Raw genomic sequence first — 22,420 nt, forward strand, 5'->3', positions numbered from 1 at the left:
TCTATCGAGAAGTTTCTAACCCGCCCAACTTTACCCTTCGCCGCACCGCAATTTCCCTTGGGTAGGTATCAGCGCGGCCGGCGAGCGTTTTTACCGAGAGAACGCTTGCCGCGAATAATGCTGCGCAAGCGGCCTATATAGTCATAAACGCGCTTTTCAGCTCCATGATCGGTGGGTTCATAATATACGGAGCCTTCCAACTCATCGGGCAGGTATTGCTGTTCTACTACGCCGCGGGGATCATCGTGGGGGTAAACATAGCCCACAGCATTTCCCATCCGCTTTGCGCCCTCGTAGTGTCCATCGCGCAGATGCGCCGGCACGTGGCCCACCTTGCCGGCGGCCACATCTGCCTGGGCCTGCGTGATGGCGGAGATTACTGATGGAGACTTCGGCGCGGTGGCCAGATGGATGGTGGCCTGCGCCAAGGGAATTCTCGCCTCCGGCATTCCGATGAGCTGTGCGGCCTCGGCCGCCGCCACAGCTACCTGGAGCGCAGTGGGATCGGCCATACCGATGTCTTCGGAGGCATGCACTATGAGCCTGCGCGCTATAAAGCGCGGATCCTCTCCCGCTTCCACCATGCGGGCTAGATAGTGCAGCGCAGCATCAACATCGGAACCACGAATGGATTTAATAAACGCAGAGACCACATCGTAGTGTTGGTCGCCGTCGCGGTCATAGCGCACGACCGCCTTATTGACGTTGTCTGTGACCGTCTGTGCGGTAATTTCCCCGCCGTCGGCGACCGCCTCGGCCGCCGCCTCCAGGTAGGTCAATGTGCGCCGCGCATCACCGCCGGCCAAAAGAACTAGCTGCTCCAAGGCCTCGTCGGCGATCCGAATCTTGCGCTCGCCCAAGCCTCGATCGCTTTCTAGCGCGCGTTTGGCGACGCCCCTTAGGTCGTCGTCGCTTAGCGAATGCAGCTGCAAAAGCAGCGAGCGCGACAGGAGCGGCGCCACAACGGAAAATGAGGGATTTTCCGTCGTCGCCGCCACGAGCAGTACGGTGCGGTTTTCCACGGCCGCGAGCAGCGCATCCTGTTGGGTTTTAGAAAATCGATGTACCTCATCGATAAAAAGCACCGTCCGGCGCCCGTGAATGAGCTCTTGCCGGGCGTGGGTGATGACCTCGCGGACGTGCTTCACGCCCGAATCGAGCGCGGATAGACCCACAAAATTCTGCCCCATCTGGCTCGCAATAAGAGAGGCAATCGTGGTCTTGCCAGTACCTGGCGGGCCATACAAAATGACAGAGGCCTCCCCTGAGCCTTCCACTAGGCGGCGCAATGGCTTGCCAGGAGCCAAAAGGTGGTCTTGTCCGACCACTTCATCCAAGCTCTGCGGGCGCATGCGCGCCGCCAGCGGCGATCCTGCGTGGGTGGCAAAGAGGTTCTTCCCAGGCAAAGACGCGGCATTGTCCCCGGGAGTGGGCCCGCCAAAGAGTGAGTCTTGAGACACTAAAAACCTACCTCCTAGCAGTGTGCGGGCACATCAAAGTTATCTATTCATCATCCAAGCGACGCGCAATTGCGCTGCCAAACTCTGCGATGGGTGCGCAGGCGGGGCCGTCGCAGCGCGCGGCATAGCGCGACAGCGCCTCAAAGGTTTCGTACAGATCGCGGCGTACCAGCAATTCATCTTCCGTAAACGGCCCGTGATCGGCCGGGCGCAAGATCGAATGCTGCGGATCGTGGAAGACCTCGGCTTCTCCCCTGACCAAGGCCACCAGCCCTTCAATGCCGCCTGCTTGCATGGTGGTCACGCTCGACAGCGCCCAGCCGATAAGTGAAGCCACGATGAGTCCATGGATCTCTTCCGGATCAGAAAACAACGGCCACACGTCTGCTACCGCACGAGACCAGGCGGAGATAAAAATATCTGCCTCCTCGTCCGTAATCGGCTTAGAGAAGAGGAATTGTGGGAAACCGGCAATAACGCAGGCCACGTCGAAGCCTACATTGCGGAACCCCGCCCATTCATAATCCAAGAAGTGCAGGTGCTGCGAGACGATAATATTATCTGGAGAAAGGTCAAAGGGGGTAAAGGCCCGGTCCTTGCCGGAGGCCAAAGACCTGGCTGCTTGACTAGCTAGCTCACGGAAGCTTTCGGGGGCTTCGAGCCCCGCCGTATCCAGCAAATCAAGGCCGATTCCGATGGAGCCTTCCAATGCCTCATCACGCACGGATTGGTGCGGGGCCAATTCCGGGTTCTTGCGCAACATGCGGCTAAGCAAGGTTTCATAATCCTGCTCATGCCCGGCGGTCCCCGCATGCATGTGGCCCAGTGCGCTGCCCAGCGAGCGCAGCACTCGGACGCGGTCGGCATCGGTGGACTGAACCAGGACATCGGCAAGCGTTTCGCCCTCTCCCAAGTCCGTCAAAACGATAATGCGCTTATCTAAATCATGGGCGAGGAGCACCGGGCCGGGGCGCACATCTTCAGATAGCGCGGTAGTAAATTGATAAGCCACAACCTCACGCAGCATTGCGGCATCATCAACGCCATAGCCTGTAACCGGGTTGTATTTAATGACTACCGAACGGTGAGGCAGGAAGGCGCCGGGGGCAATCCTTGCGCGCAAGACCATTGCATTGCCGGAGCCATCCAAGCGCTCGACGCTCGACATCTCCGGGGTGCCACCAAAACGGCGCGACAACATCTCCGAGGCGGCCTTGATGACGTCCTCGGGCGATAGCACAGTATCGTTTTCATCCATAGTTCTATCCAGTATGCCCCCTCACACCAAAGCGGGGCCACAAGTTCGCCCGCAGCGAAAATGGCCACGGCCTACGATGTGCCCCGCACGGTGTGCCTCAGCGGCTGAGGTTCAAGCTATCTGCTTATTTCTCCTCAGCAGTCTCTCCCGCAGTGGAACCGGCCTTGTCCTGTTCCTTCTTCTTTTCCGGCTTGTAGTCTACGCCGGTTTCCTTGCGCTGTGCGGCAGGGATTGGCGCAGGGGCGTCGGTAAGCGGGTCTACGCCGCCGCCGGACTTCGGGAACGCAATGACGTCGCGGATGGAGTCGAAGCCGCCCAGCAGGGAGACAATGCGGTCCCAGCCAAAGGCGATGCCGCCGTGTGGCGGGGCGCCATAAGAGAAGGCATCGAGCAGGAAGCCAAACTTCTCCTGAGCTTCCTCGTCCCCAATTCCCATGACATCAAAGACGCGCTTTTGCACGTCTTCCTGGTGGATACGGATGGAACCGCCGCCAATCTCATTGCCGTTGCAGACAATGTCATAAGCGTAGGCGGTAGCCTCGCCCGGGTTCTGGTCAAAGGAATCAATCCACTCCGGCTTCGGGGAGGTGAAGGCATGGTGGACCGCGGTCCACTTGGAGTGACCCAAAGCGACGTCACCGGAAGCGGTTGCATCGGCAGAAGGCTCGAAGAGCGGGGCATCAACAACCCACGTAAAGGCCCAGTCGCCTTCCTTGATAAGGTCCAGCTTCTTTGCAATCTCGCCGCGCGCAGCACCCAGCAGGGCACGTGAAGACTCGGTGTCGCCAGCGGCAAAGAAGATGGCATCGCCTGGCTTGGCGCCGACGTGCTCGGCGATGCCCTCGCGCTCGGCGTCGGTAATGTTCTTAGCTACCGGGCCGCCCAATGTGCCGTCCTCACCCACGGTGATATAAGCCAAGCCCTTCGCACCGCGCTGCTTAGCCCAGTCCTGCCAAGCATCAAACTGACGGCGCGGCTGGGAGGCGCCGCCCTCCATAACCACAGCGCCCACGTATTCATTCTGGAAGACGCGGAAGGTGGTGTCCTTAAAGAACTCGGTGCACTCTACAATCTTGATGTCGAAGCGCAGGTCTGGCTTATCAGAGCCGTAGTACTTCATCGCATCAGCGTAGGTCATGCGCGGGATAGGAGTCTTAATCTCGTAGCCAATGAGCTTCCACAGCTCGGTAACGATCTCTTCTGCCAAGGCGATGACATCGTCCTGGTCTACAAAGGACATCTCCACGTCCAGCTGCGTAAACTCCGGCTGGCGGTCGGCGCGGAAATCCTCATCGCGGTAGCAACGAGCAATCTGGTAGTAGCGCTCCATGCCAGCGACCATGAGCAGCTGCTTGAACAGCTGCGGGGACTGTGGCAGTGCGTACCACGTGCCTGGCTTCAAGCGCGCCGGCACCAGGAAGTCACGCGCACCCTCCGGGGTGGAACGAGTCAAGGTCGGAGTCTCAATTTCTGCAAAGTCATGAGAATCCAGCACCTTGCGGGCTGCACGGTTAGCAGCAGAACGCAGGCGCAGGGCCTTCGCCTGGCGCTCACGGCGCAGGTCCAAGTAGCGGTACTTCAAGCGAGTCTCCTCGCCTACCTCACCCGAGGTCGAAGGATCATCAACCTGGAACGGCAGCGCTGCAGATTTATTGAGCACCTCGAGATCCGCGACATTGACCTCAATCTCGCCGGACGGCAGGTTGGGGTTCTCAGAGCCTTCCGGGCGTGGCTCTACGGTACCGGTAACCTTCACGCAGTATTCGGAGCGCAGGTCGTGGGCGCGTTCTGCCACGTCAGATTCACGGAAGACAACCTGGGCGATGCCAGAGCGATCGCGCAGGTCAATGAATATCACACCACCGTGATCGCGGCGGCGGGAAACCCAACCGGTTAGGGTGACGGTCTCTCCTGCGAGTTCTTTGCGGAGCTCACCAGCTAAGTGGGTACGCAGCACTGTTGTTCAATCCCTTCTGAAAATTGTGTCACTTGCGGGTCCCGCCACGCGTAAACAGCGCGCGCCAAACCAAGCACAAGACTAGGAACGTGCACAATCCTACATCCCTACCGGTACATGCAGCGTAGTAAGGTAGACGCAGCACCGCCCCGAAAGCGGAAAAGGTTGCTTCCTCCCCCTGTTTCCTTGCCCCCTTGTGTACCCATCTTCATCCTGTGTTTTAAGGGGGCCATGTGGCACTATTTAGACATGACTTTTAGATCTGGTGCCGATTTCGGCGGCAAGGAAGCTCGTTCCGGTGGCGGCGGCGGTGGCATCGCCATCGGCGGTGGCGTCGGCTCGATTGTTTTGCTTGGCCTTTTCTTCCTACTTGGCGGTAACCCCTCAGACTTGGGCGCGATTTTAGGCAACGAACAGTCTCAGTCCGATGGCGCCGCGCAGGGCGATAGCCCAGAATGCAAAACTGCAGAAGATGGCAATACCAAAGATGAATGCCTGGTAGAGTTCACCGGCCGCAGCGTGGACAACGTTTGGTCCAAGGTGCTGCCAGAACAGGCAAATATCCAATACACCGAACCGGAGCGCGTGGTCTTCCACGGTGGCGTTAATACCGGATGCGGCGCGGCATCCTCTTCTACCGGCCCCTTCTATTGCCCACGCGATGAGTCCGCCTACTTCGATACCGAGTTCTTTGATTCCCTGCGCAATTTCGGCGCGGAAAATGCCCCTTTGGCCCGCATGTACATCGTGGCCCACGAGTTTGGCCACCACATTCAAAACCTGGAGGGCACCCTCGGCTTGTCGGACTATAACAACCCCGGCGCCGATTCCAACGCCGTAAAGATCGAGCTGCAGGCTGACTGCTACGCCGGGCTGTGGGCCTCCTACGCCGACAAGGGTGACAACCCCTTGCTAGAGCCCATTACCAAAGAACAGGTCTCGGATGCTGTCGCCGCTGCCCAAGCGGTGGGCGATGACAATATTCAACGCCGTTCCGGCGGCCAGGTCCAGCCTGACTCCTGGACCCATGGCTCTTCTGAACAACGCGAGAAGGCATTCCTCGCTGGCTATAACTCCGGCAAGATGTCCCAGTGCGACACCTTGGAGCGCGGCGCTTACCGCGGCTAAAAACTACTTTTGGCCGCCGCCTATCCTCTAAGAGCCAAGACCGACTCGCCACCTCCGCTAGCCATACCGACTGTGCCGGGGCTAGCGGATTTTCTTATCCCTATCCCAGGGCGCTGCAAGCACTCCGCGCTTGGCGACGCCCTCCCTTTCCACCTTTCTCCACACTGGCACCTATCACCATTCACCGAGCTAGTGCATTCTTGGTCGCTTTCATGACCTTAAAACCCTGCGCTCCATTGTGAACGCAAAGAACTCCTTTCCCACGCCCGCTATTACAAATCAGAGCTCATCGCTCAGCCGCACGCAGCAGTGGTACAGCAGATTTCCACCCTCCGGGACATAGTGGTGTCCCCTCCCGAGACCCTTCGCGTCCTGCAGCCGCATCGATGGGTCGCCGCGGATTTCAGCGATAAGCACAAACTCGATGCCGCCGACAGTGCGGATAGAGCGAGGTATCAAGAGCCCAGCGATCGCGCCATCTTTCTGGCCCGCACGGTAAGTGTGCAGGAACCGATGGATTGCCCATCAGAAACCGATAGCCTGGGGAACCGCCCGTGCGCAGCCGTCATCACAGAACACGGCAAAGTAAATGAGACTCCGCTGTGGTTGGTTGCACCGGCGGACCTACCGGTACTAATGGATGCCCTAGAATGGGAATGATTCGCCAGCCGTTCACACTGCGTCTTTTACCCCTGGGCACCGCAGAGAAAGGTAACCATGCAATTCGGCATCTTCAGTATCGGGGATTTAACCACTGACCCCAACTCAGGAAAAACTCCCTCTGAGGCCGAGCGCATCCGCAACTTAACGGAGATTGCACTCAAGGCCGAGGAGGTAGGCCTTGATGTCTTTGCCACCGGCGAGCACCACAACCCGCCCTTCGTGCCGTCCTCACCTACCACGCACTTGGCCTATATCGCCGCGCAGACTAAGCGCTTGCAGCTCTCGACTGCAACGACTCTTATTACTACAAATGACCCGGTCAAGATCGCAGAGGACTATGCCTTCCTGCAGCACCTTGCACAAGGACGAGTAGACCTCATGCTGGGCCGCGGAAATACGGGCCCGGTCTATCCGTGGTTTGGCAAGGATATCCAGCAGGGCATTTCCTTGGCTATTGAAAATTATCACCTGCTGCGCAGGCTCTGGCGCGAGCCAGTTGTTAATTGGCAAGGAAAGTTCCGCACAGGCTTGGAAGGGTTTACCGCCACCCCGGCGCCGCTGGATGGAATTCCACCCTTTGTCTGGCACGGCTCAATTCGTTCGCCGCAAATTGCCGAGCAAGCTGCTTATTACGGCGATGGTTTCTTCCATAACAATATCTTTTGGAATAAGGAACACACTGCTCAGATGGTAGATCTCTACCGCCGTCGTTTTGCAAGCTACGGCCACGGCCAAGCGGACCAAGCGATTGTAGGCCTTGGTGGCCAGGTCTTTATCGGCGATACCGAGCAAGAGGCTAAAGATTTCTTCCGCCCCTACTTCGACAATGCCCCGGTCTATGGACACGGCCCCAGCCTCGAAGAATTCACGGCCCAGACCCCATTGACCGTTGGCACCGTGGAGCAAGTAATTGAAAAGACCCTCAGTTTTGCTGACTGGGCCGGGGACTACCAGCGTCAGCTTTTCCTCATCGATCATGCCGGGCTACCGCAAGAAGTAGTCCTCGAGCAGATAGAAATCCTTGGCACCCAAGTAGTCCCCGAGCTGCGACGACGCTTTGAACAACGCCGTCCCAGCCACGTTCCTTCTCACCCGCCGACGCACGCTAGCTTGCTCGCTGAGCCCAATTCTTCTCACCTGCAGGTCAGCCCTGGAAAGGAACACTAGTTATGCGCTCCCTACTCGTTATTTCAGCTGGCTTATCGCAACCGTCTTCCTCTCGCCGGCTGGCAGACATGCTTGCAGAGGCTACCCGCGCCAAAATCTCCGCGCGCGGTGAAGGGACCCAGATCGACGTCATTGAGATTCGCGATCTGGCTTTCGAACTAGCTACTGCCATGACAGATCGGACTGCGTCGACGCCGGAGTTGGCCCGGGCCCAAGAGTGCATTGCTCAGGCCGATGGACTTATTGCCGTCACCCCTGTATTTCAGGGAAGCTACTCAGGCCTCTTCAAGATGTTTTTTGATACCTTGAAGCCCCATGCACTAGACGATCTTCCCACCATTATCGCAGCTACAGCTGGTTCTTCGCGCCACTCCCTAATTTTGGATTACGCGCTTCGCCCACTGTTTAATCAACTCCACGCAAATATCGTGCCAACGGGAGTTTTTCAGGCTGCGGAAGACTTGGGCACTCCAGAAGGAGAACGCATTGTCACCCGCATTGAACGCTCTGCCATTCAGTTAGCTGACCAAATGGTTGCCCCCAGGGACAGGGTGTCTGGAATCGCTGGCGAGCTGGAGGGGTTGGGTGGCCACTCTACTGTGCGGCTAGCCAAGGAGAACTTCATCCCCTTGGGAAAGCTCCTGAATGGATACGGCGACTAGGCCACAGGCGCGGTCGGTACTTCGCATAGGCGGCGATTGATAGAAGGTGTGACTTTCGCTACGCTGGGCACAGAAAATTTGCCTCTCCCCTCGCTTCCGGCTTTGCCCCTTGATACGAGAAAAGCCCCTAGGAGCCAAACACATATCCACCCAGAAAGGTTCGGCACAGCTTAACTATGACAATTAGCGTCACGGACATCTTCTCCATCGGCATCGGCCCGTCCTCTTCGCACACCGTTGGGCCTATGCGCGCGGCTAAGCAATTCCTCGATTCCCTCGAGAAGCACCCGGCGAAGGTGTATACCGAGTTGCGTGGTTCTCTTTCCGCCACTGGCCGCGGGCATGCCTCTGACCGCGCGGTCATCCTCGGTCTCGCTGGCTGGGATCCACTGAGCGTGCCTATCGACGCCGAGCCGCACGCAGGTGGATTTATCCCCAGTGAAGGATCCATTTCTGGCCCCCGCGGCACGGTGGACTATGAGATCGTCTTTGATAACGAGCCACTTCCTCAACACCCCAATGGCATGATTTTTAGTGCTTGGGACGAAAGTGGCAACCTCATCGCAGAAAAAGAAGAGTACTTTTCTGTCGGCGGCGGCTTTATTCTCTCTCGCTCCGAGCTTGATGCAGAAGTCGCCGAAAGCAATGAGGTGCCCGCTGGCGTAGCCGCAGCGCAGGTTGATGACACCGTTCCTTATCATTTCACCACGGGCGAAGAATTGCTCAATCTGTGCGAGGCTCATGACAAGGCAATCTGGGAGATTGTGCTAGCCAACGAAGAAGCCTTGCACCGTGACGAGGGCGGCGCCGAATTCGTTTTGCGGCACCTTGATCTGGTCTGGGACATCATGCGGGAGTGTGTGACCGAAGGTATTTCCACCAAGGGCCTACTACCGGGAGGGTTGCGTGTGCCGCGTCGCGCCCCAAAGATGTACGCCCAGTTGCTGGAAAATCAGGATGACACCAGCTGCGGTTTCTCCGCCATGGAGTGGGTTAACCTCTATGCCCTCGCAGTCAATGAGCAAAACGCGGCCGGTGGCCGCGTCATTACCGCACCGACCAATGGTGCGTGCGGCATCATTCCAGCGGTACTGCATTACGCGCGCGATTTCCGCGCAGACTTCACCCGTTCTACCGCCCGGCGCTACCTATTGACCGCCGGTGCTATCGGCATGATCATCAAAGAAAATGCGTCCATCTCGGGAGCTGAGGTGGGCTGCCAAGGCGAGGTAGGTTCCGCCTCCGCTATGGCCGCTGCGGGTATGGCAGAGCTGCTCGGCGCTACTCCGGCGCAGGTAGAAAATGCCGCGGAGATCGCATTGGAGCATAACTTGGGCCTGACCTGCGACCCAGTTGGCGGATTGGTGCAGATTCCGTGCATCGAACGCAATGCGATCGGTGCGGTTAAATCCATCAATGCCGCACGCATGGCCAAGATGGGCGAAGGCACTCATCATGTGACCTTGGATAATGCAGTGCAAACTATGGCAGAGACCGGCCGCGATATGCTCTCCAAATACAAGGAAACCTCCCTGGGCGGATTGGCTAAGACCATGGGCTTTAGTGTGTCCCAGGTGGAGTGCTAAAACAGACTCCATGCGCGCAGATGCCCTTCACCGCCGCACAGCTATTATTGCCGCGGCGTGTCAGTTATTCCGATCCCACGGCGATAATGTCGCTTTGGATAAGGTAGCCGCACAGGCCGGGGTGAGTGTAGCCACCGTCTATCGCAACTTCCCTAACCGCGCGAGCCTTATCCGCGCTTGCGCAGAATATATGGGCGATGCCTTTGCGAGGTTCCAACAGCGTCTCATCGCTGACTTTGAGGATCCTAAGCATTCCGGCAATGATTATGTCCGCGCCTATGCCACCCATATCCTTACCATGGAGCTTAATACCCTTATCCCTGCCTTCATCCCCCAGGATTTGGATTCTCTGAGCCCCGAGCTAACCGCTCAGCGTGATCTCTTGGAGAGCAATGGGCGCAGGTTTATTGAGCTTGGGCAACAGCACGGCGAGATCGGACCCGGAGTCACCCACCTCGAATTCATTGTGGGACTCCTGAGTCTGGCGCGGCCCCGCGAGGTCGATGTTGAGGCCTACCAACCCGACCTGCAAGAAAAGATTATTGATCTTTACCTGGCGGGCATTAAAAGAGGGCACCGCGCCTAAGCGCGATGCCCACCAGCTACAGAAACTTAAGCCTCGCCGTGCATTTCGCGTGTAAGGACGGAAACTAGGTCAGAGACATTGACGTCGTGCTGCTCGTGCGCGGCTAGGTCCTTGAGCGCAACGGTGCCGTTTTCTAGCTCCTGCTCGCCCAGTACCAGAGCGAAGCGCGCACCTGCGCGGTCCGCACCCTTCATCGCGCCCTTGAGGCCACGGTCTCCAAAAGACATATCCGCGGAAATGCCGGCTTTGCGGAGATCATTGATAAGAGTGGTCATGGTGCGCTTTGCAGAGGCACCCAGCGCCACGCCAAAGACGTCCACGCGAGAATCTACGCCTTCTAGGGTGATGCCCTCGGCTTCAAGAGCCAGCAGGGCGCGGTCGACGCCCAAGCCATAGCCGATGCCGGATAGGTCTTGGCCTCCTAGCTGGGCCATCAGTCCGTCGTAGCGTCCACCGCCACCGATACCTGACTGCGCACCAAGGCCGTCGTGGACGAACTCGAAGCAGGTCTTAGTGTAGTAATCCAGTCCGCGCACCATGCGCGGATTAATCTCATAAGCTACGCCCATATCATCCAACATGCCGGTTACGGTCTCGAAATGCTCGCGGCATTCCGCATTAAGGTGGTCGAGCATCAAGGGGGCATCGACAAGCTGCTCTTGGACCTCCGGACGCTTATCATCCAGCACACGCAGAGGATTGATCTCAGCACGGTGGCGGGTCTCTTCATCCAAATCGAGCTTAAAGAGGAACTCCTGCAGCTTCTCCCGGTAAGCCGGGCGGCAATTGCGATCGCCTAAGCTGGTGAGCTCGAGGCGGAAGCCGCTGAGCCCCAGCGGGCGAAAGGAACGGTCTGCCAAAGCAATGACCTCGGCGTCTAGCGCGGGATCGTCGACACCAATTGCCTCCACGCCCACCTGCTGGAGCTGGCGGTAGCGGCCGGCTTGCGGGCGTTCGTAGCGGAAGAACGGACCAAAATAGTTAAGCTTCACGGGCAGTTGGCCACGGTCCAAGTTGTGCTCGATGACAGAACGCATCACGCCGGCGGTGCCCTCTGGGCGCAAAGTAACGGAGCGGTCACCGCGATCGGCGAAGGTGTACATCTCTTTAGATACCACGTCGGTGGACTCGCCTACGCCACGAGCAAAGAGTGCGGTGTCTTCAAAAATGGGCAGCTCAATGTGCTGGAAGCCGGAGAGATGTGCCTGCTCCACCATGGTCTGGCGCACCTTATAGAATGCGGCCGACTGCGGTGGGAAATAGTCTGGGACACCTTTAGGAGCGGACAGGGCCTGAAACTGCTTTTTATTACTCACGGGTATTACAGTACCTCCCTCAATGTAGCGAAGAAGGGATTGGTCGCCCTCTCCTTACGCATGGTTGTGGTGGGACCATGGCCGGGCAGAATGTCGAGGTTATCCGCCAAACTCCATACTGGTCCCGCGAGGGACTTCTGCATGGCTTTGGGATCCGAGTGAGGTAGGTCGGTGCGACCAATGGCACCGGCAAAGAGCACATCACCAGTTAAGGCAAAGTCCTCAGCGACGATCATGGTGCATCCCGGAGAATGCCCGGGTGCGTGCTTCAAGCTGAAGGTGTGGCCGAGGAGTTCTAGGGTTGCTCCGTCTTGTAGCTCGCGCACGTCGTTGATGGGGGTCATATGGGCGGCGTCGAAAAGCTCCTGTGCCTGGGGCGAAACACCTTCGCCGCGGGCGAGCATAAACTTGTCAGCGGGGTGGATATAAACAGGGATATCGAGCTTTTCGGCAAGGGATCCGGCGTCGCGGGTGTGGTCAATGTGGCCGTGGGTAAGCACGATAGCCTCATAGTCCAAGTCATGCTCTAGGACTTTTTCCATCGCATCCATGCCGGGATCGACGATAAAGGCGCGACGGCCCTCCGCAATCACATAGGTATTGGTCTGAAAGGGACCGGCAGTAAAACCGAAAATTTCCATACCCACCACCCTAGCTGCCCAGATAATAAAGAGCCGTCCGGCCCCGTCTTCGTAGATGAACCTCGACCAGCAACGCCGTGAGGCCTAGCTCAAAACATCCCACACCTTCTCGTAGTCAAGCTGGGTGACAACACCTGGAACCATTTGTGTGTGCATCACCCGGTGATTTTCATCGGCCACGACCACGGAGCGGGCAAGGAGGCCTTCCAATACGGAATCGCGTACGGTCACGCCGAACTTCTCTCCAAAATCCGATCGAAATGCGGAGGCGGCGATGACATCAGCAATGCCTTCCGCAGCGCAAAAACGCTTGAGGGTAAAAGGCAAGTCACGAGAAACGCAAAGAAGCTTAGTGTTATCTAGCTGCGCAACCTGCTCATGGAAACGGCGCAGTTGCTCCTGGCAGGAAGGGGTTTCGATAGAGGGAAAGATGGAGATAATAAGGCGCGTGCCCGCGAAAGTCTCATTGTTAATCTGACTCAGGTCCGTACCGATGAGTTCGAATTCGGGCAGCGGGTCTCCCACTGCGGGAAGTTCACCAACGGTGGGTGTTGGCGGGTCGATAAAATCTGGTTCAACCATAGAAACCAGAGTACTTATGACTTGGCTCAATAGCCATTGACTAGCCCGATTTACGTGCCCACGCTTTCTTCGAAGTATGGAACCGCTAAACTCGGTCAGGTTGAATCATGCCACCGAAAATCGCTAGAAAGGTTGACTCCCGGTGCCAAATAATAAAAAGCGCGGCGAAGAGGCGCTGAGCAAGCTCGAGCGCGAGCTAAAATCCCGCGAACGCAAGCAAAAGACACGCCCGCTGGGCGTTGTCTTCGCGTCCCTCGTAGTAATCCTCGCCCTGGTAGGCGGTATTTACTACTTGTCGACCCGCGAAGGCGACGATGAGAAGGTACAGGCTGAGGAGTCCTCCGCAGCTGAGACCTCGCAGCAAACCCCACAGGCACAGCCCGTTGCAGATAAGCGTGCAAAGGCTCTGCCGGATACCGTGACCTGTAAGTACGAGGACACCGGTCAAGATTCCAATGGTGCGACTAAGCCGAATGGAAAGGATATTTCCACCAAGGGCACCGTTACCGTTTCCTTTGAGACTTCTCAGGGCACCATTGAGATGGAGATGGATCGTGCCAAGGCGCCGTGTGCCACCAACGCAATTTCTGAGTTGGCAAAGTCTGGCTACTACGACAACACCGTTTGCCACCGTATGACCTCGGGTGGTCTCAACGTCTTGCAGTGTGGCGATCCGACCGGTTCCGGTTCCGGCGGCCCTGGCTTCAGCTTCGCTGATGAGTACCCCACCGACGAGGTGGATGAGAAGGATGCCCAGAACCCCGTTATCTACCCGCGCGGCTCCGTCGCCATGGCAAATAGCGGTCCAGACACCAATGGTTCTCAGTTCTTCCTCAACTATGACGATTCTGAGTTGACCCCGAACTACACCTACTTCGCCACCATTACCGATGAAGGTATGAAGACGATGGACAAGATTGCCAAGAACGGTGTCGAAGGCGGCCAGCCAGACGGCAAGCCAGCAAAGGAAGTCAAGATCAAGAAGGCAACCGTCAAGGCCTAGGCGCTTTAAAAGCCCTGCTTGGCGACGCCTCCCCCTGCCACCACCGCACACCCCCTAACGGGGGCAAGGGTTAAGCCCCGCGCATTCGTCACTTTCACAACGTACGGACGCGCCGGGGCTTTTACTTTCCTTAATTTAACCTGAGCCTGAATATGAGCCCTTAGCTGCAGAAACACTAAGCCTCTAAAATTCCCCTAGTTCACACTAGCCACAAGAGTAAACTTGCAGCACACAGCAGACTTTCAGATATTTCAGCGAGTAAACAGAGACCTGCCAATACTGTTGCGGAAGCCTGTCAGCCTGTCTAGTATTTGAAACGTCTTTGAACGCACCAAGCTTGTTAGGAATCAAACATGAAGCTTTTCTCCCGCAAGGCACTCGTTGCCGGCGCAACCGCTCTGTCCGTCGCTTTCGCAGGCACCACCGTTGCAAACGCTGAGGACACCACCAACGAACTGTCCTCCCGCATCACCAACACTTTCGAAGGTATGTCCTCCGACGGCAACAACTACGCTTCTGAAAAGGACGGCGAGTCCAACTCCAACGCTGACGACTCCAAGAAGAAGGAAGACACCCGCACTTCCAAGGAGAAGGCAGAAGACATCAAGGCTTGGATCGGCGTTGTTACCGCCGTCATCGGCGCTCTGGGCACCCTGTTCGCCTTCGCAAATAAGTACCTCGACCTGCCTTTCGGCAACAAGTAAGGTCACCGCTTCATAGCGATTCTTAAGCCGCTGCATTCCAAATGGGAATGCAGCGGCTTTTTTGTAGGCTTTTGAGCAATCGGAAGAACTGCTCGACGCTAGTGCTTTCGAGTCTTAGGAATGCTTCTAGGACTCTTTGGCGTCTTCAATGTACTCGGACCCTACGAGGTCTTTGAAAAGCTCTGGATCGATTGTTTGACCGACCCTGATGACAGAGATATGACCCGTGGGCTCCAGGATCATAATCTGTACGTCCTGCATGCGGCTAATGCCTGCCTTGCGGGCAGCAGAATAGATATCTGACTTAGTAATATGTGCCAGGGTCAAGTTATCCTCAACCATTTTCCCGCGAAATACTAGGAGAACTGGGCGCCGGTCAAGAAAGCGAGTCCACTTCACCACTTTGCGGATAGTACCGAACGCGGCCTCTAGAGCCATCAGAGTAGTCAAACCGATTACGCCGGCGGCCAGGGTCGGTGGATTACCCACAATGACACGGCCTGCAACCGCGCCAAACATAATGATGATGATGGCATCTGAGGCCGTCATGGAAGTAAGGACCCGGGAGCCAAAAATCTTCACTAAGACCATGAAGGATAGGTAGATGCCCAAAGTGGCCAATACGACAACTGGGATACGGTGCCATTCAATGCCTAGTTGATAGGTAATTTCGCGCAGGAAGAGGTCTAGAGTATCCACGGTTGATTAGGTTACCTGGCTGCTGCACGGCATACAGAAAAGGCGGAGCGATACTCCCCCGTTCAGGAAGAACCGCTCCGCCTAGCGCCGTGATGGCTTAGAGGTGGAATTGCTTGCGCAGGTCCTCAATCATCTTGCGCGCTGGGGCAGGAAGAATCTGCGGGTTCATACCCACAACCGCAACACCAGCTACCAGCGCCGCAACAATGGCAAATACTGCGCTGCCCATGGAAGAACCGTTAGAGGACAAGGAGGAACCCTTCGGCTCGGGCTTAGCACCCGGCTCCTGGGAGCCCTCGCCGCTTACCTCGATAGGCAGAGTTGCCTTTGTGCCGGCGTCAGTGGTGATTTCGAGGTTTTGCTTGCCGCTGAGGTTTTCTGGAACGGTGAGCTTTACCGTTGCACGTCCGCGCTCGCCAAATTGCGCATCGCCTTCCTGGGCAGCGTTGTCGATGTCGACGGTCTGCTCAGCGTCACCCAACTTCACGGTTGCCTTCTTGGCAATCGGCTCACCCTCGGTGGAGTAATTAAGGCTAGACAGATTGACGGTAATTTCCTTACCCGGCTTCACCTCACCTTCAACGTGGGCACCGATTTGACCTTGTCCGGTGCGGACCTCAGATTCACCCGACTTGATGTAGTCAATCATGGCCTGAGTGTCCATGTAGCCCACATCGTTTTTGTCCTTGATGGAACCAGCGTTGAAATAGCCATCGCCGCCGGCTTCTTCGTCACTAGAAGCAAGGAAGGACGACAACGCGATGGAATAATCCTTCTTCGGGTCAATCTGTTCGCCGTTGATGGTCACGGACTTTACCCGCTCACCCTTATTGGCCTTCTGGTCGTAGACCACCTGCACATTATTGGAAAGCCCCATGGCCAAGCGCGGACGGCTGCCTTCCTGCCACTGGTTTTCCAAAGCATTGATGAACTCCTCGCCGGAAATCTTTGCGGTAATCACGGAGTTACCAAACGGCTGCACCTCAAAGATGTCCTTGTAGGTAACGTCGCCACCCTTCAGGTCAGCACGCACACCACCGGCGTTCATGACACCGATCTCGATATCCTTACCTACCTGCTTGCTCATGGCATAGCGTTGGCCATCTGCGATGAAGTTATTGAGGGTGGATTCTACGCCACGGTTGGAGCCTGCCTCTGCGCCTTTGTCAGAGCCACGGAACAGGTCCTGCTTGACGTTTCCTGCAGTCTTGGAGCCTTCTACCTCGGCTTCCTTTTGTGCCTTTTCCACCACAGCTGCAATGCCAGCGTCCGGCTCGACAGCGGTAGCGTCGGTAGCATCGTACTGGCTGAGTTTGATGTCGGTTACCTTCTTGGCGGACTTGTCAAAGGTAATGTCGACGTCGTTAAGCAACTTGCCATACTCATGCCCCTGCGCCCATTGCAACGGGAGTGCACCTTCGCGCGGGACTTCGCCCTTGGTGCGCTGGTGAGTATCGCCGCCGAAAAGCACGTCTACGTCTTTACTGAAGCCCTCGGCATATTCTTGGGCATCCTCGTGGAAAAGGGCGACAACAACGTCCGCTTCGCCGGACTCCTTTAGCCGGGCGGCCTCTTCATTGGTTGCCTTTACTGGATCCGTGAAGGTAACGCCCGGGATCTTGGCCGCAGATACCTTGTACTTGGTATTTTCCGTCACGGTTCCGACATAGCCCACCTTGACGCCGTCCACGTCTTCAACGTGAGAAGGCTTAAGCAAGGGCTTGCCGTCTTTCAGCACGTTGGCACCCAAGATGGGATACGTGGAGTTCGGCTGAATGCGCTCGGTTAGATCCTCGGTGCCCTTATCAAACTCGTGGTTGCCCACTGCGGATACCTTCATGCCCATCTGATTGAGAGCCTCAAGGGTGTACTTGTCATCAGAAATTGCAGATACAAAGGCAGAGCCGCCTACGTTATCGCCCGAAGAAGTCAGGTTGAATTCCTGACCTTCATTCACCTGCTTGATTAGGGACTGCAAACGAGCCACGCCAATTTCATCGCCGGCCTTTGCTGGGTCGCCGATCTTGTCCTCCAAGTGACCGTGAATATCGGTGATATTGGTGACAGAGATGGTGGTCTTGTTTTCTTGTGCGACCGCCTGCGCGCCGGAGAGAGCTACAGCGGATACGGTAGTGGCGGCCACAAGTTGGCCGATGCGGCGAAACTGCATTGAAATACTCCTAGATTGTAGAAAGCAACAGGATAATTTATATCGCTTTACTAACAACTTGGCAGGAGAAACTAAGCTCGCTTGCTGGGGATTTACCTGGCAGAAGCCGAAAATTCATACACTGGTAACCAGCCCGAAGCCTTCGCGTTGCTTGCCCCGCCCCTCCTTGAGGGTAAGGAGAAAGCGCGCTAAGCAGTTACTCGGTAAACGTCGAAGACGCCTTCCGTATTGCGCAAGGTCGTCATTAACGTGCCCAGCTGCTTGGTGTCTGACACCGAGAACGTAAACCTAACCGTCGCAATGTGGTCATCTCCCCGGTTGGAGTTCATAGTCAAAACGTTGATGTTCTCATCACTCATAACGCGGGTGAGCTCTGAAAGAAGGCCTTGCCGGTCAAGGGCTTCCAATTGCAACGTCGCAGAGAAAGCACCGGTAGCGGAGGTCCCAGAAGACCAGGCCACCTCTAGCATGCGCTCGGGTTCTGCTTTGAGCTTTTCCGCGTTGGTGCAGTCGGCTCGGTGCACTGATACTCCGCCGCCTCGGGTTACGAAACCAAAGATGGTATCGCCTGGTACAGGCTGGCAGCATTTGGCGAGCTTGGCCATTACATCAGGGCTGCCCTCCACCAAGATGCCGGTGCCCGATGCGGAGTCCTCGGTGTGCTGGGCACGGGAATTTTCAATCTCAGACAGCGGCGTGCGCGAGGCCAAAGTGTCAATTGCATCGTCCTGGTCCCCAAACATGGCAACCAATTGATTGGCAACATGTTGCGCAGATACTTGGCCCGCGCCGATGGCGGTATACAGCGAATCGACATCAGCGTGGTGCAGCTGCTCCGCCACCTGCTTCATAGATCTGGCGGTAAACAGGCGGTGCATCGGCAGGCCGCCTCGCTGGACCTCAGTGGCTAGGGCATCTCGCCCTGCCTCCAAATGTTCTTCGCGGCGCTCTTTGGCAAACCACTGCCGTACCTTGGTCTTAGCGCGTGCAGATACCAGAAAGTCCTGCCAATCACGGGACGGGCCTGCGTTAGGGTCTTTAGAAGTAAAGATCTCAACCTTGTCACCGGATTTTAGCTTCGATTCCAGTGCTACCAGCTTGCCATTGACCTTGGCACCGATACACCTATGCCCCACTTCGGTATGTACTGCATAGGCAAAGTCCACCGGAGTAGAACCTGCGGGCAGATTTACTACGTCACCCTTAGGGGTAAAGGCAAAGATTTGCTTAGCGGTAAGGTCATAGCGCAAGGAGTCTAGGAACTCATTAGGGTCAGCTGCTTCCTTCTGCCAGTCCAGAAGTTGGCGCATCCACGCCATCTGGTCCACTTCTTCTTGGTGGCCCGAGTTTTTGCCCTTGGTTTCCTTGTAGCGCCAGTGAGCGGCCACGCCGAATTCGGCATTGTAGTGCATCTCGTGGGTGCGTACCTGGACCTCCAGCGTGGCACCACCATCGCCTAGCACTGTGGTGTGCAGCGATTGATAGACACCAAATCGCGGCGAAGAAATATAGTCCTTAAAGCGCCCGGGCAGAGCTTGGTAGATCGAGTGAACCACGCCAATTGCGGCATAACAGCTATTGACATCCTCTACTAGGATGCGGATACCCACTAGGTCAAAAATCTCTGCAAAGTCGCGGCCACGTACGATCATCTTTTGGTAGATGGACCAGTAGTGCTTTGGCCGGCCCATAACCTCAGCTTCAATGCCGTTTTCCTTCAATGCCGCACTAACTTGGCTAATGATCTCTTTGAGCGCGCGGTCACGCGAGGGGGCGCGGTCTGCCACCATGCGCACAATCTCGTCGTACTTTTTGGGGTACAGGATGGCAAAGGATAGGTCCTCCAGCTCCCACTTCACACTGGCCATGCCTAAGCGGTGAGCTAATGGAGCGATAACCTCGAGGGTTTGGCGCGCCTTTTTGGCCTGCTTTTCGGGCGGGAGGAACCGCATCGTACGCATATTGTGCAGGCGGTCGCTTACCTTAATGACCAAGACGCGCGGGTCAGTGGCCATGGCTACGATCATCTTGCGGATGGTTTCCGCCTCTGCGGCCGAGCCCAGCGCCACCTTATCCAACTTCGTCACACCGTCAACCAGCCGGGCCACCTCGGGGCCGAAATCCCTGGTGAGGTCGTCTAAGGAGTAGTCCGTATCCTCCACCGTATCGTGCAAGAGCGCTGCCACGATGGTGGTGGTGTCCATACCAATTTCCGCAGCGATCGTAGCAACGGCAAGTGGGTGGGTGATATAAGGTTCTCCAGATTTGCGGAAAACCCCTTCATGCAGACGCTCGGCGGTGTTATAAGCACGATTGAGCAGGTCTGAGTCGGCCTTAGGGTGAAACTTGCGGTGGATGGACATCAGCGGGTCCAGCACCGGATTCACCCTGACTCGGCCGCCTGTGAGCGAACGGGCAAGGCGAGCCGACATGCTACGCATACCGCCGCCGGTCTGGCGCTTTACGGGTTTATCCATGGCCATTTCTACCGCCCTTCACAGTGCCACGGGCCATATTGGCCTCATATTCGTCTAGATCGTGGGATCTAGCTTAGACACTTCATCTTAGTCTGTGGCATTTAGCACAATGAGCGGCGGGCCGGATAAACGCTCACGCCCATTGAGGCCTTTGACTTCCAGCACAACGACGTTGCCGGCAACCTCGGCACCCGCGGACTCGAGCAGAAGTTTCGCACCATGGAGGGTGCCACCGGTGGCTAGGACGTCGTCGACAAGCACTACGCGCTTGCCCTTGATGTCGACGCCGCTGGCCGGAATCTCCAGCGCCGCCGAGCCGTATTCCAGCTCGTATTCCTCGGTGTATACCGGAGGAGGAAGCTTGCCCTTCTTGCGGATGGCTAGGATACCCAGGCCCATCTTGTAGGCCACGGCCGAGCCGAGGAGGAAGCCACGGGCATCTAGGCCACCGATCATTTCCGCGCCCAGTTCCTCGCAGGCGGCCGCTAAGCCGTCTACGACGGTGCGAAAAGCCTCTGGGTCTGCCAAAACTGGGGTGAGATCTTCGAAGAGGATACCCTCCTCTGGGAAGTCTTGAACGAGGCGAACCTTATCCTTGAGAGCCTGTGCTGCTGATTCGTAGTGCGAACTCATAATCTTCCTTGAGAAATAATTGCGAGAGGTCGTTAACGGCCGCTGTTGCGGGTCCTACTTCTTTTCGGTTGGAGCGGTGCTACGCCAGCGATCCATATTCCAACCGATGCCCGAGACGCCAGTGTACGGCAGGACACCTTCCACGTCGCGGCGGACGAGGAAGACACGCGGCTGCGCGGAGAGCGGAATGGACGGAATATCCTTCCACAAAGCTTCTTCTGTCTTCTTAAGCTCCGCAGAGTTTTTCATACTAGCTTCGACCGCGGAGTACTCCGTCTGAGGATCTACCGGTCCAAGGAAAGCGTCGACGGTAGGTGCCCAGGTTTCTGGATCCATTTCCAGGTAGTGCTGAGACATAAACTCCGCAGACGCATCCTCGATGGTGATTCCGGCCGGCTCACAGGATGCACGGAGCTGTTCCACCATAGCTGCGTAACGCTTATCCGGTCCTAAGTAGCCGACCTTGATGGTCGTTCCATTCAGATTCCCCGCCTGCGCCAGATCGGTACCCTGGTGCTCCTTACCCACTTTGTCGAGGCCGCCGGCAACCGGGTTGGTGACGGAAACGGTGCGCACATAAGCCGGTGGCACCTCTACGCCAGAGGCCGCGGAGCTTGCCTGAGCCACCGCCTGCTGATCGACGCACGCAGCGAAGCTCTCGCGCGCCCACGGCTCGGCGAATACCCCAGCCTCAGACAGCGTCAGCGTATCCGTTAGCTCGCCTACCATTGGGGTAGCTTCATAGGAGTCCTCCCCTGACTCACTTTGATTCCGGTCAAGCCAGTCAGGGGTTGCATTGGCGGCGTCGACCACGCGCAGTGCCCCCTTATCTACCAGCTTGTGCGCGTCAGCATCCGCTGGCCACACCACAACGTGGTCCTCGGCTGGCGCATCCCCAAAGTATTTTTCGTTCGCTTTGAGGATAACCTCGCCCTCATCGCCTATCTTGTCGATGACATAGGGGCCAAAAGACACTTGCAGTTTTGGATCGAGTTGATCCTTTGCCACGGAAAAGCCATACCGCCATGCCTGAGCAACTGGATCTAGCGCTTGCATATCTTCGGCTGCCAGCGCCGCATTAAGCTCCTCAAGGCTCAACCCAGCCTTTTCTGCCAGCGCATGGGCGGGCATGACCGTTCCGGCGCCAAACATATGGCGCCAGCGCTGCCCCTGATCCTTATTAAAGGTCAACGTAAACGATTTGCTGTGGGGTTCGCAGCTGAAATTCGCAATGTCATTCATCAGCGGCATATGGGAGGCGAATTCAGCCGGATGGGTGCCGGCAACGTAAGTCAAATAGTAATCATCACAGGTCACGGGAGTGCCATCGGAAAAGACGGCATCCTCGGCCAAGGTCAGCTGGACGCTGCGCTGGTCGCTGCCCTCAGCGGGCGGGAGCTCTTCCGTTTCTACTAGGTCTGCATTGGGGATCAATTCGCCCGCGGGACCAGGTACGAAAAGGCCAGGATATAGGCGCGTGGATAACAGTCCGGCGGAGCTGGCAGAACCAAAGGAGGTGCCTGCGTTGGTAGTGGCCAGACGGGAATTTACCTGGTACCCAAAGTATCCATAGGATTCTGGTTCCTGGGGCGCAGCCGAAGACTCATCCTCGCCACCCTGCCCGCTGCAGGCAGATGCAGCCAGGGCGAGTGCGGATACGCATGAAGCAAGGGCCCGCCTCCCCCTATGACGTCCTCCAGAACTGCTCTTTTCCTTAAGCATGGTTAT

18 protein-coding genes are annotated in these 22,420 nt (G+C 57.0%); 7 read left to right on the forward strand and 11 right to left on the reverse strand.

Going from position 1 to position 22,420, the window contains the following annotated elements:
* Positions 1 to 68: 68 nt before the first annotated feature.
* The 3 genes from ACLI1M_RS06570 to aspS all read right to left on the reverse strand — a co-directional run bounded on the left by ACLI1M_RS06570 (position 69) and on the right by aspS (position 4,675).
* Positions 69 to 1,460: a replication-associated recombination protein A gene (locus tag ACLI1M_RS06570; protein WP_411706476.1), complete on the reverse strand. Its 1,392-nt coding sequence runs from the start codon at positions 1,458 to 1,460 to the stop codon at positions 69 to 71.
* A gap of 43 nt (positions 1,461 to 1,503) precedes the next feature.
* Positions 1,504 to 2,718 (reverse strand): phosphotransferase, encoded by a 1,215-nt coding sequence (locus ACLI1M_RS06575; protein ID WP_200287431.1) that lies wholly within the window; start codon positions 2,716 to 2,718, stop codon positions 1,504 to 1,506.
* A 124-nt stretch (positions 2,719 to 2,842) separates the two neighbouring features.
* Positions 2,843 to 4,675: an aspartate--tRNA ligase gene (gene aspS / locus ACLI1M_RS06580; protein ID WP_411706477.1), complete on the reverse strand. Its 1,833-nt coding sequence runs from the start codon at positions 4,673 to 4,675 to the stop codon at positions 2,843 to 2,845.
* A gap of 249 nt (positions 4,676 to 4,924) precedes the next feature.
* Here aspS and ACLI1M_RS06585 point away from each other — a divergent pair, with 249 nt between their 5' ends.
* From ACLI1M_RS06585 to ACLI1M_RS06605, 5 genes are all read left to right on the forward strand, one after another.
* Positions 4,925 to 5,803, forward strand: coding sequence for a neutral zinc metallopeptidase (locus tag ACLI1M_RS06585; RefSeq protein WP_239207640.1), 879 nt, complete (start codon positions 4,925 to 4,927; stop codon positions 5,801 to 5,803).
* Between the two features lie 717 nt (positions 5,804 to 6,520).
* The gene (locus ACLI1M_RS06590; RefSeq protein WP_023021450.1) at positions 6,521 to 7,633 is read left to right on the forward strand and encodes an LLM class flavin-dependent oxidoreductase; all 1,113 of its coding nucleotides are present in this window, start codon (positions 6,521 to 6,523) and stop codon (positions 7,631 to 7,633) included.
* Between the two features lie 2 nt (positions 7,634 to 7,635).
* Entirely contained in the window at positions 7,636 to 8,295 is a 660-nt protein-coding gene (locus tag ACLI1M_RS06595; RefSeq protein ID WP_239204073.1) for an FMN reductase, read from the forward strand.
* A 176-nt stretch (positions 8,296 to 8,471) separates the two neighbouring features.
* Positions 8,472 to 9,881, forward strand: a complete 1,410-nt coding sequence (locus ACLI1M_RS06600; RefSeq protein ID WP_023027859.1) for an L-serine ammonia-lyase — start codon at positions 8,472 to 8,474, stop codon at positions 9,879 to 9,881.
* A 10-nt stretch (positions 9,882 to 9,891) separates the two neighbouring features.
* A complete protein-coding gene (locus ACLI1M_RS06605; protein ID WP_023021447.1) occupies positions 9,892 to 10,467 on the forward strand; it encodes a TetR/AcrR family transcriptional regulator in 576 nt (191 codons plus the stop codon).
* A 26-nt stretch (positions 10,468 to 10,493) separates the two neighbouring features.
* Here the strand turns inward: ACLI1M_RS06605 and hisS are convergent, their stop codons facing one another.
* The 3 genes from hisS to tpx form a co-directional block, all read right to left on the reverse strand.
* Positions 10,494 to 11,783 carry a histidine--tRNA ligase gene (hisS, locus tag ACLI1M_RS06610; protein ID WP_411706478.1) on the reverse strand — a complete coding sequence of 430 codons (1,290 nt, stop codon included), beginning with the start codon at positions 11,781 to 11,783 and terminating at the stop codon, positions 10,494 to 10,496.
* Positions 11,784 to 11,788: 5 nt separating this feature from the next.
* Entirely contained in the window at positions 11,789 to 12,424 is a 636-nt protein-coding gene (locus tag ACLI1M_RS06615; protein WP_316349263.1) for an MBL fold metallo-hydrolase, read from the reverse strand.
* Between the two features lie 84 nt (positions 12,425 to 12,508).
* A complete protein-coding gene (tpx, locus tag ACLI1M_RS06620) occupies positions 12,509 to 13,006 on the reverse strand; it encodes a thiol peroxidase (RefSeq protein ID WP_200287423.1) in 498 nt (165 codons plus the stop codon).
* 142 nt (positions 13,007 to 13,148) lie between these two features.
* Here tpx and ACLI1M_RS06625 point away from each other — a divergent pair, with 142 nt between their 5' ends.
* Positions 13,149 to 14,009 carry a peptidylprolyl isomerase gene (locus ACLI1M_RS06625; protein WP_200287421.1) on the forward strand — a complete coding sequence of 287 codons (861 nt, stop codon included), beginning with the start codon at positions 13,149 to 13,151 and terminating at the stop codon, positions 14,007 to 14,009.
* 353 nt (positions 14,010 to 14,362) lie between these two features.
* Positions 14,363 to 14,713 (forward strand): hypothetical protein, encoded by a 351-nt coding sequence (locus tag ACLI1M_RS06630; RefSeq protein WP_023021442.1) that lies wholly within the window; start codon positions 14,363 to 14,365, stop codon positions 14,711 to 14,713.
* Positions 14,714 to 14,839: 126 nt separating this feature from the next.
* On the opposite strand, the gene ACLI1M_RS06635 is transcribed toward ACLI1M_RS06630, so the two are convergent.
* The 5 genes from ACLI1M_RS06635 to ACLI1M_RS06655 form a co-directional block, all read right to left on the reverse strand.
* A complete protein-coding gene (locus ACLI1M_RS06635) occupies positions 14,840 to 15,412 on the reverse strand; it encodes a DUF421 domain-containing protein (protein WP_023021441.1) in 573 nt (190 codons plus the stop codon).
* A 97-nt stretch (positions 15,413 to 15,509) separates the two neighbouring features.
* Positions 15,510 to 17,582, reverse strand: coding sequence for a bifunctional metallophosphatase/5'-nucleotidase (locus ACLI1M_RS06640; RefSeq protein WP_023021440.1), 2,073 nt, complete (start codon positions 17,580 to 17,582; stop codon positions 15,510 to 15,512).
* A gap of 188 nt (positions 17,583 to 17,770) precedes the next feature.
* Complete coding sequence (locus tag ACLI1M_RS06645) at positions 17,771 to 20,059, reverse strand: RelA/SpoT family protein (RefSeq protein WP_156900699.1); 2,289 nt, start codon at positions 20,057 to 20,059, stop codon at positions 17,771 to 17,773.
* Positions 20,060 to 20,146: 87 nt separating this feature from the next.
* Entirely contained in the window at positions 20,147 to 20,692 is a 546-nt protein-coding gene (locus ACLI1M_RS06650; protein WP_023021438.1) for an adenine phosphoribosyltransferase, read from the reverse strand.
* A 54-nt stretch (positions 20,693 to 20,746) separates the two neighbouring features.
* A complete protein-coding gene (locus ACLI1M_RS06655; protein ID WP_200287415.1) occupies positions 20,747 to 22,414 on the reverse strand; it encodes an ABC transporter substrate-binding protein in 1,668 nt (555 codons plus the stop codon).
* Positions 22,415 to 22,420 lie beyond the last annotated feature (6 nt).

Source organism: Corynebacterium sp. LaCa54 (assembly GCF_046717495.1).
GTDB classification, from domain to species: Bacteria; Actinomycetota; Actinomycetes; order Mycobacteriales; family Mycobacteriaceae; genus Corynebacterium; species Corynebacterium kefirresidentii.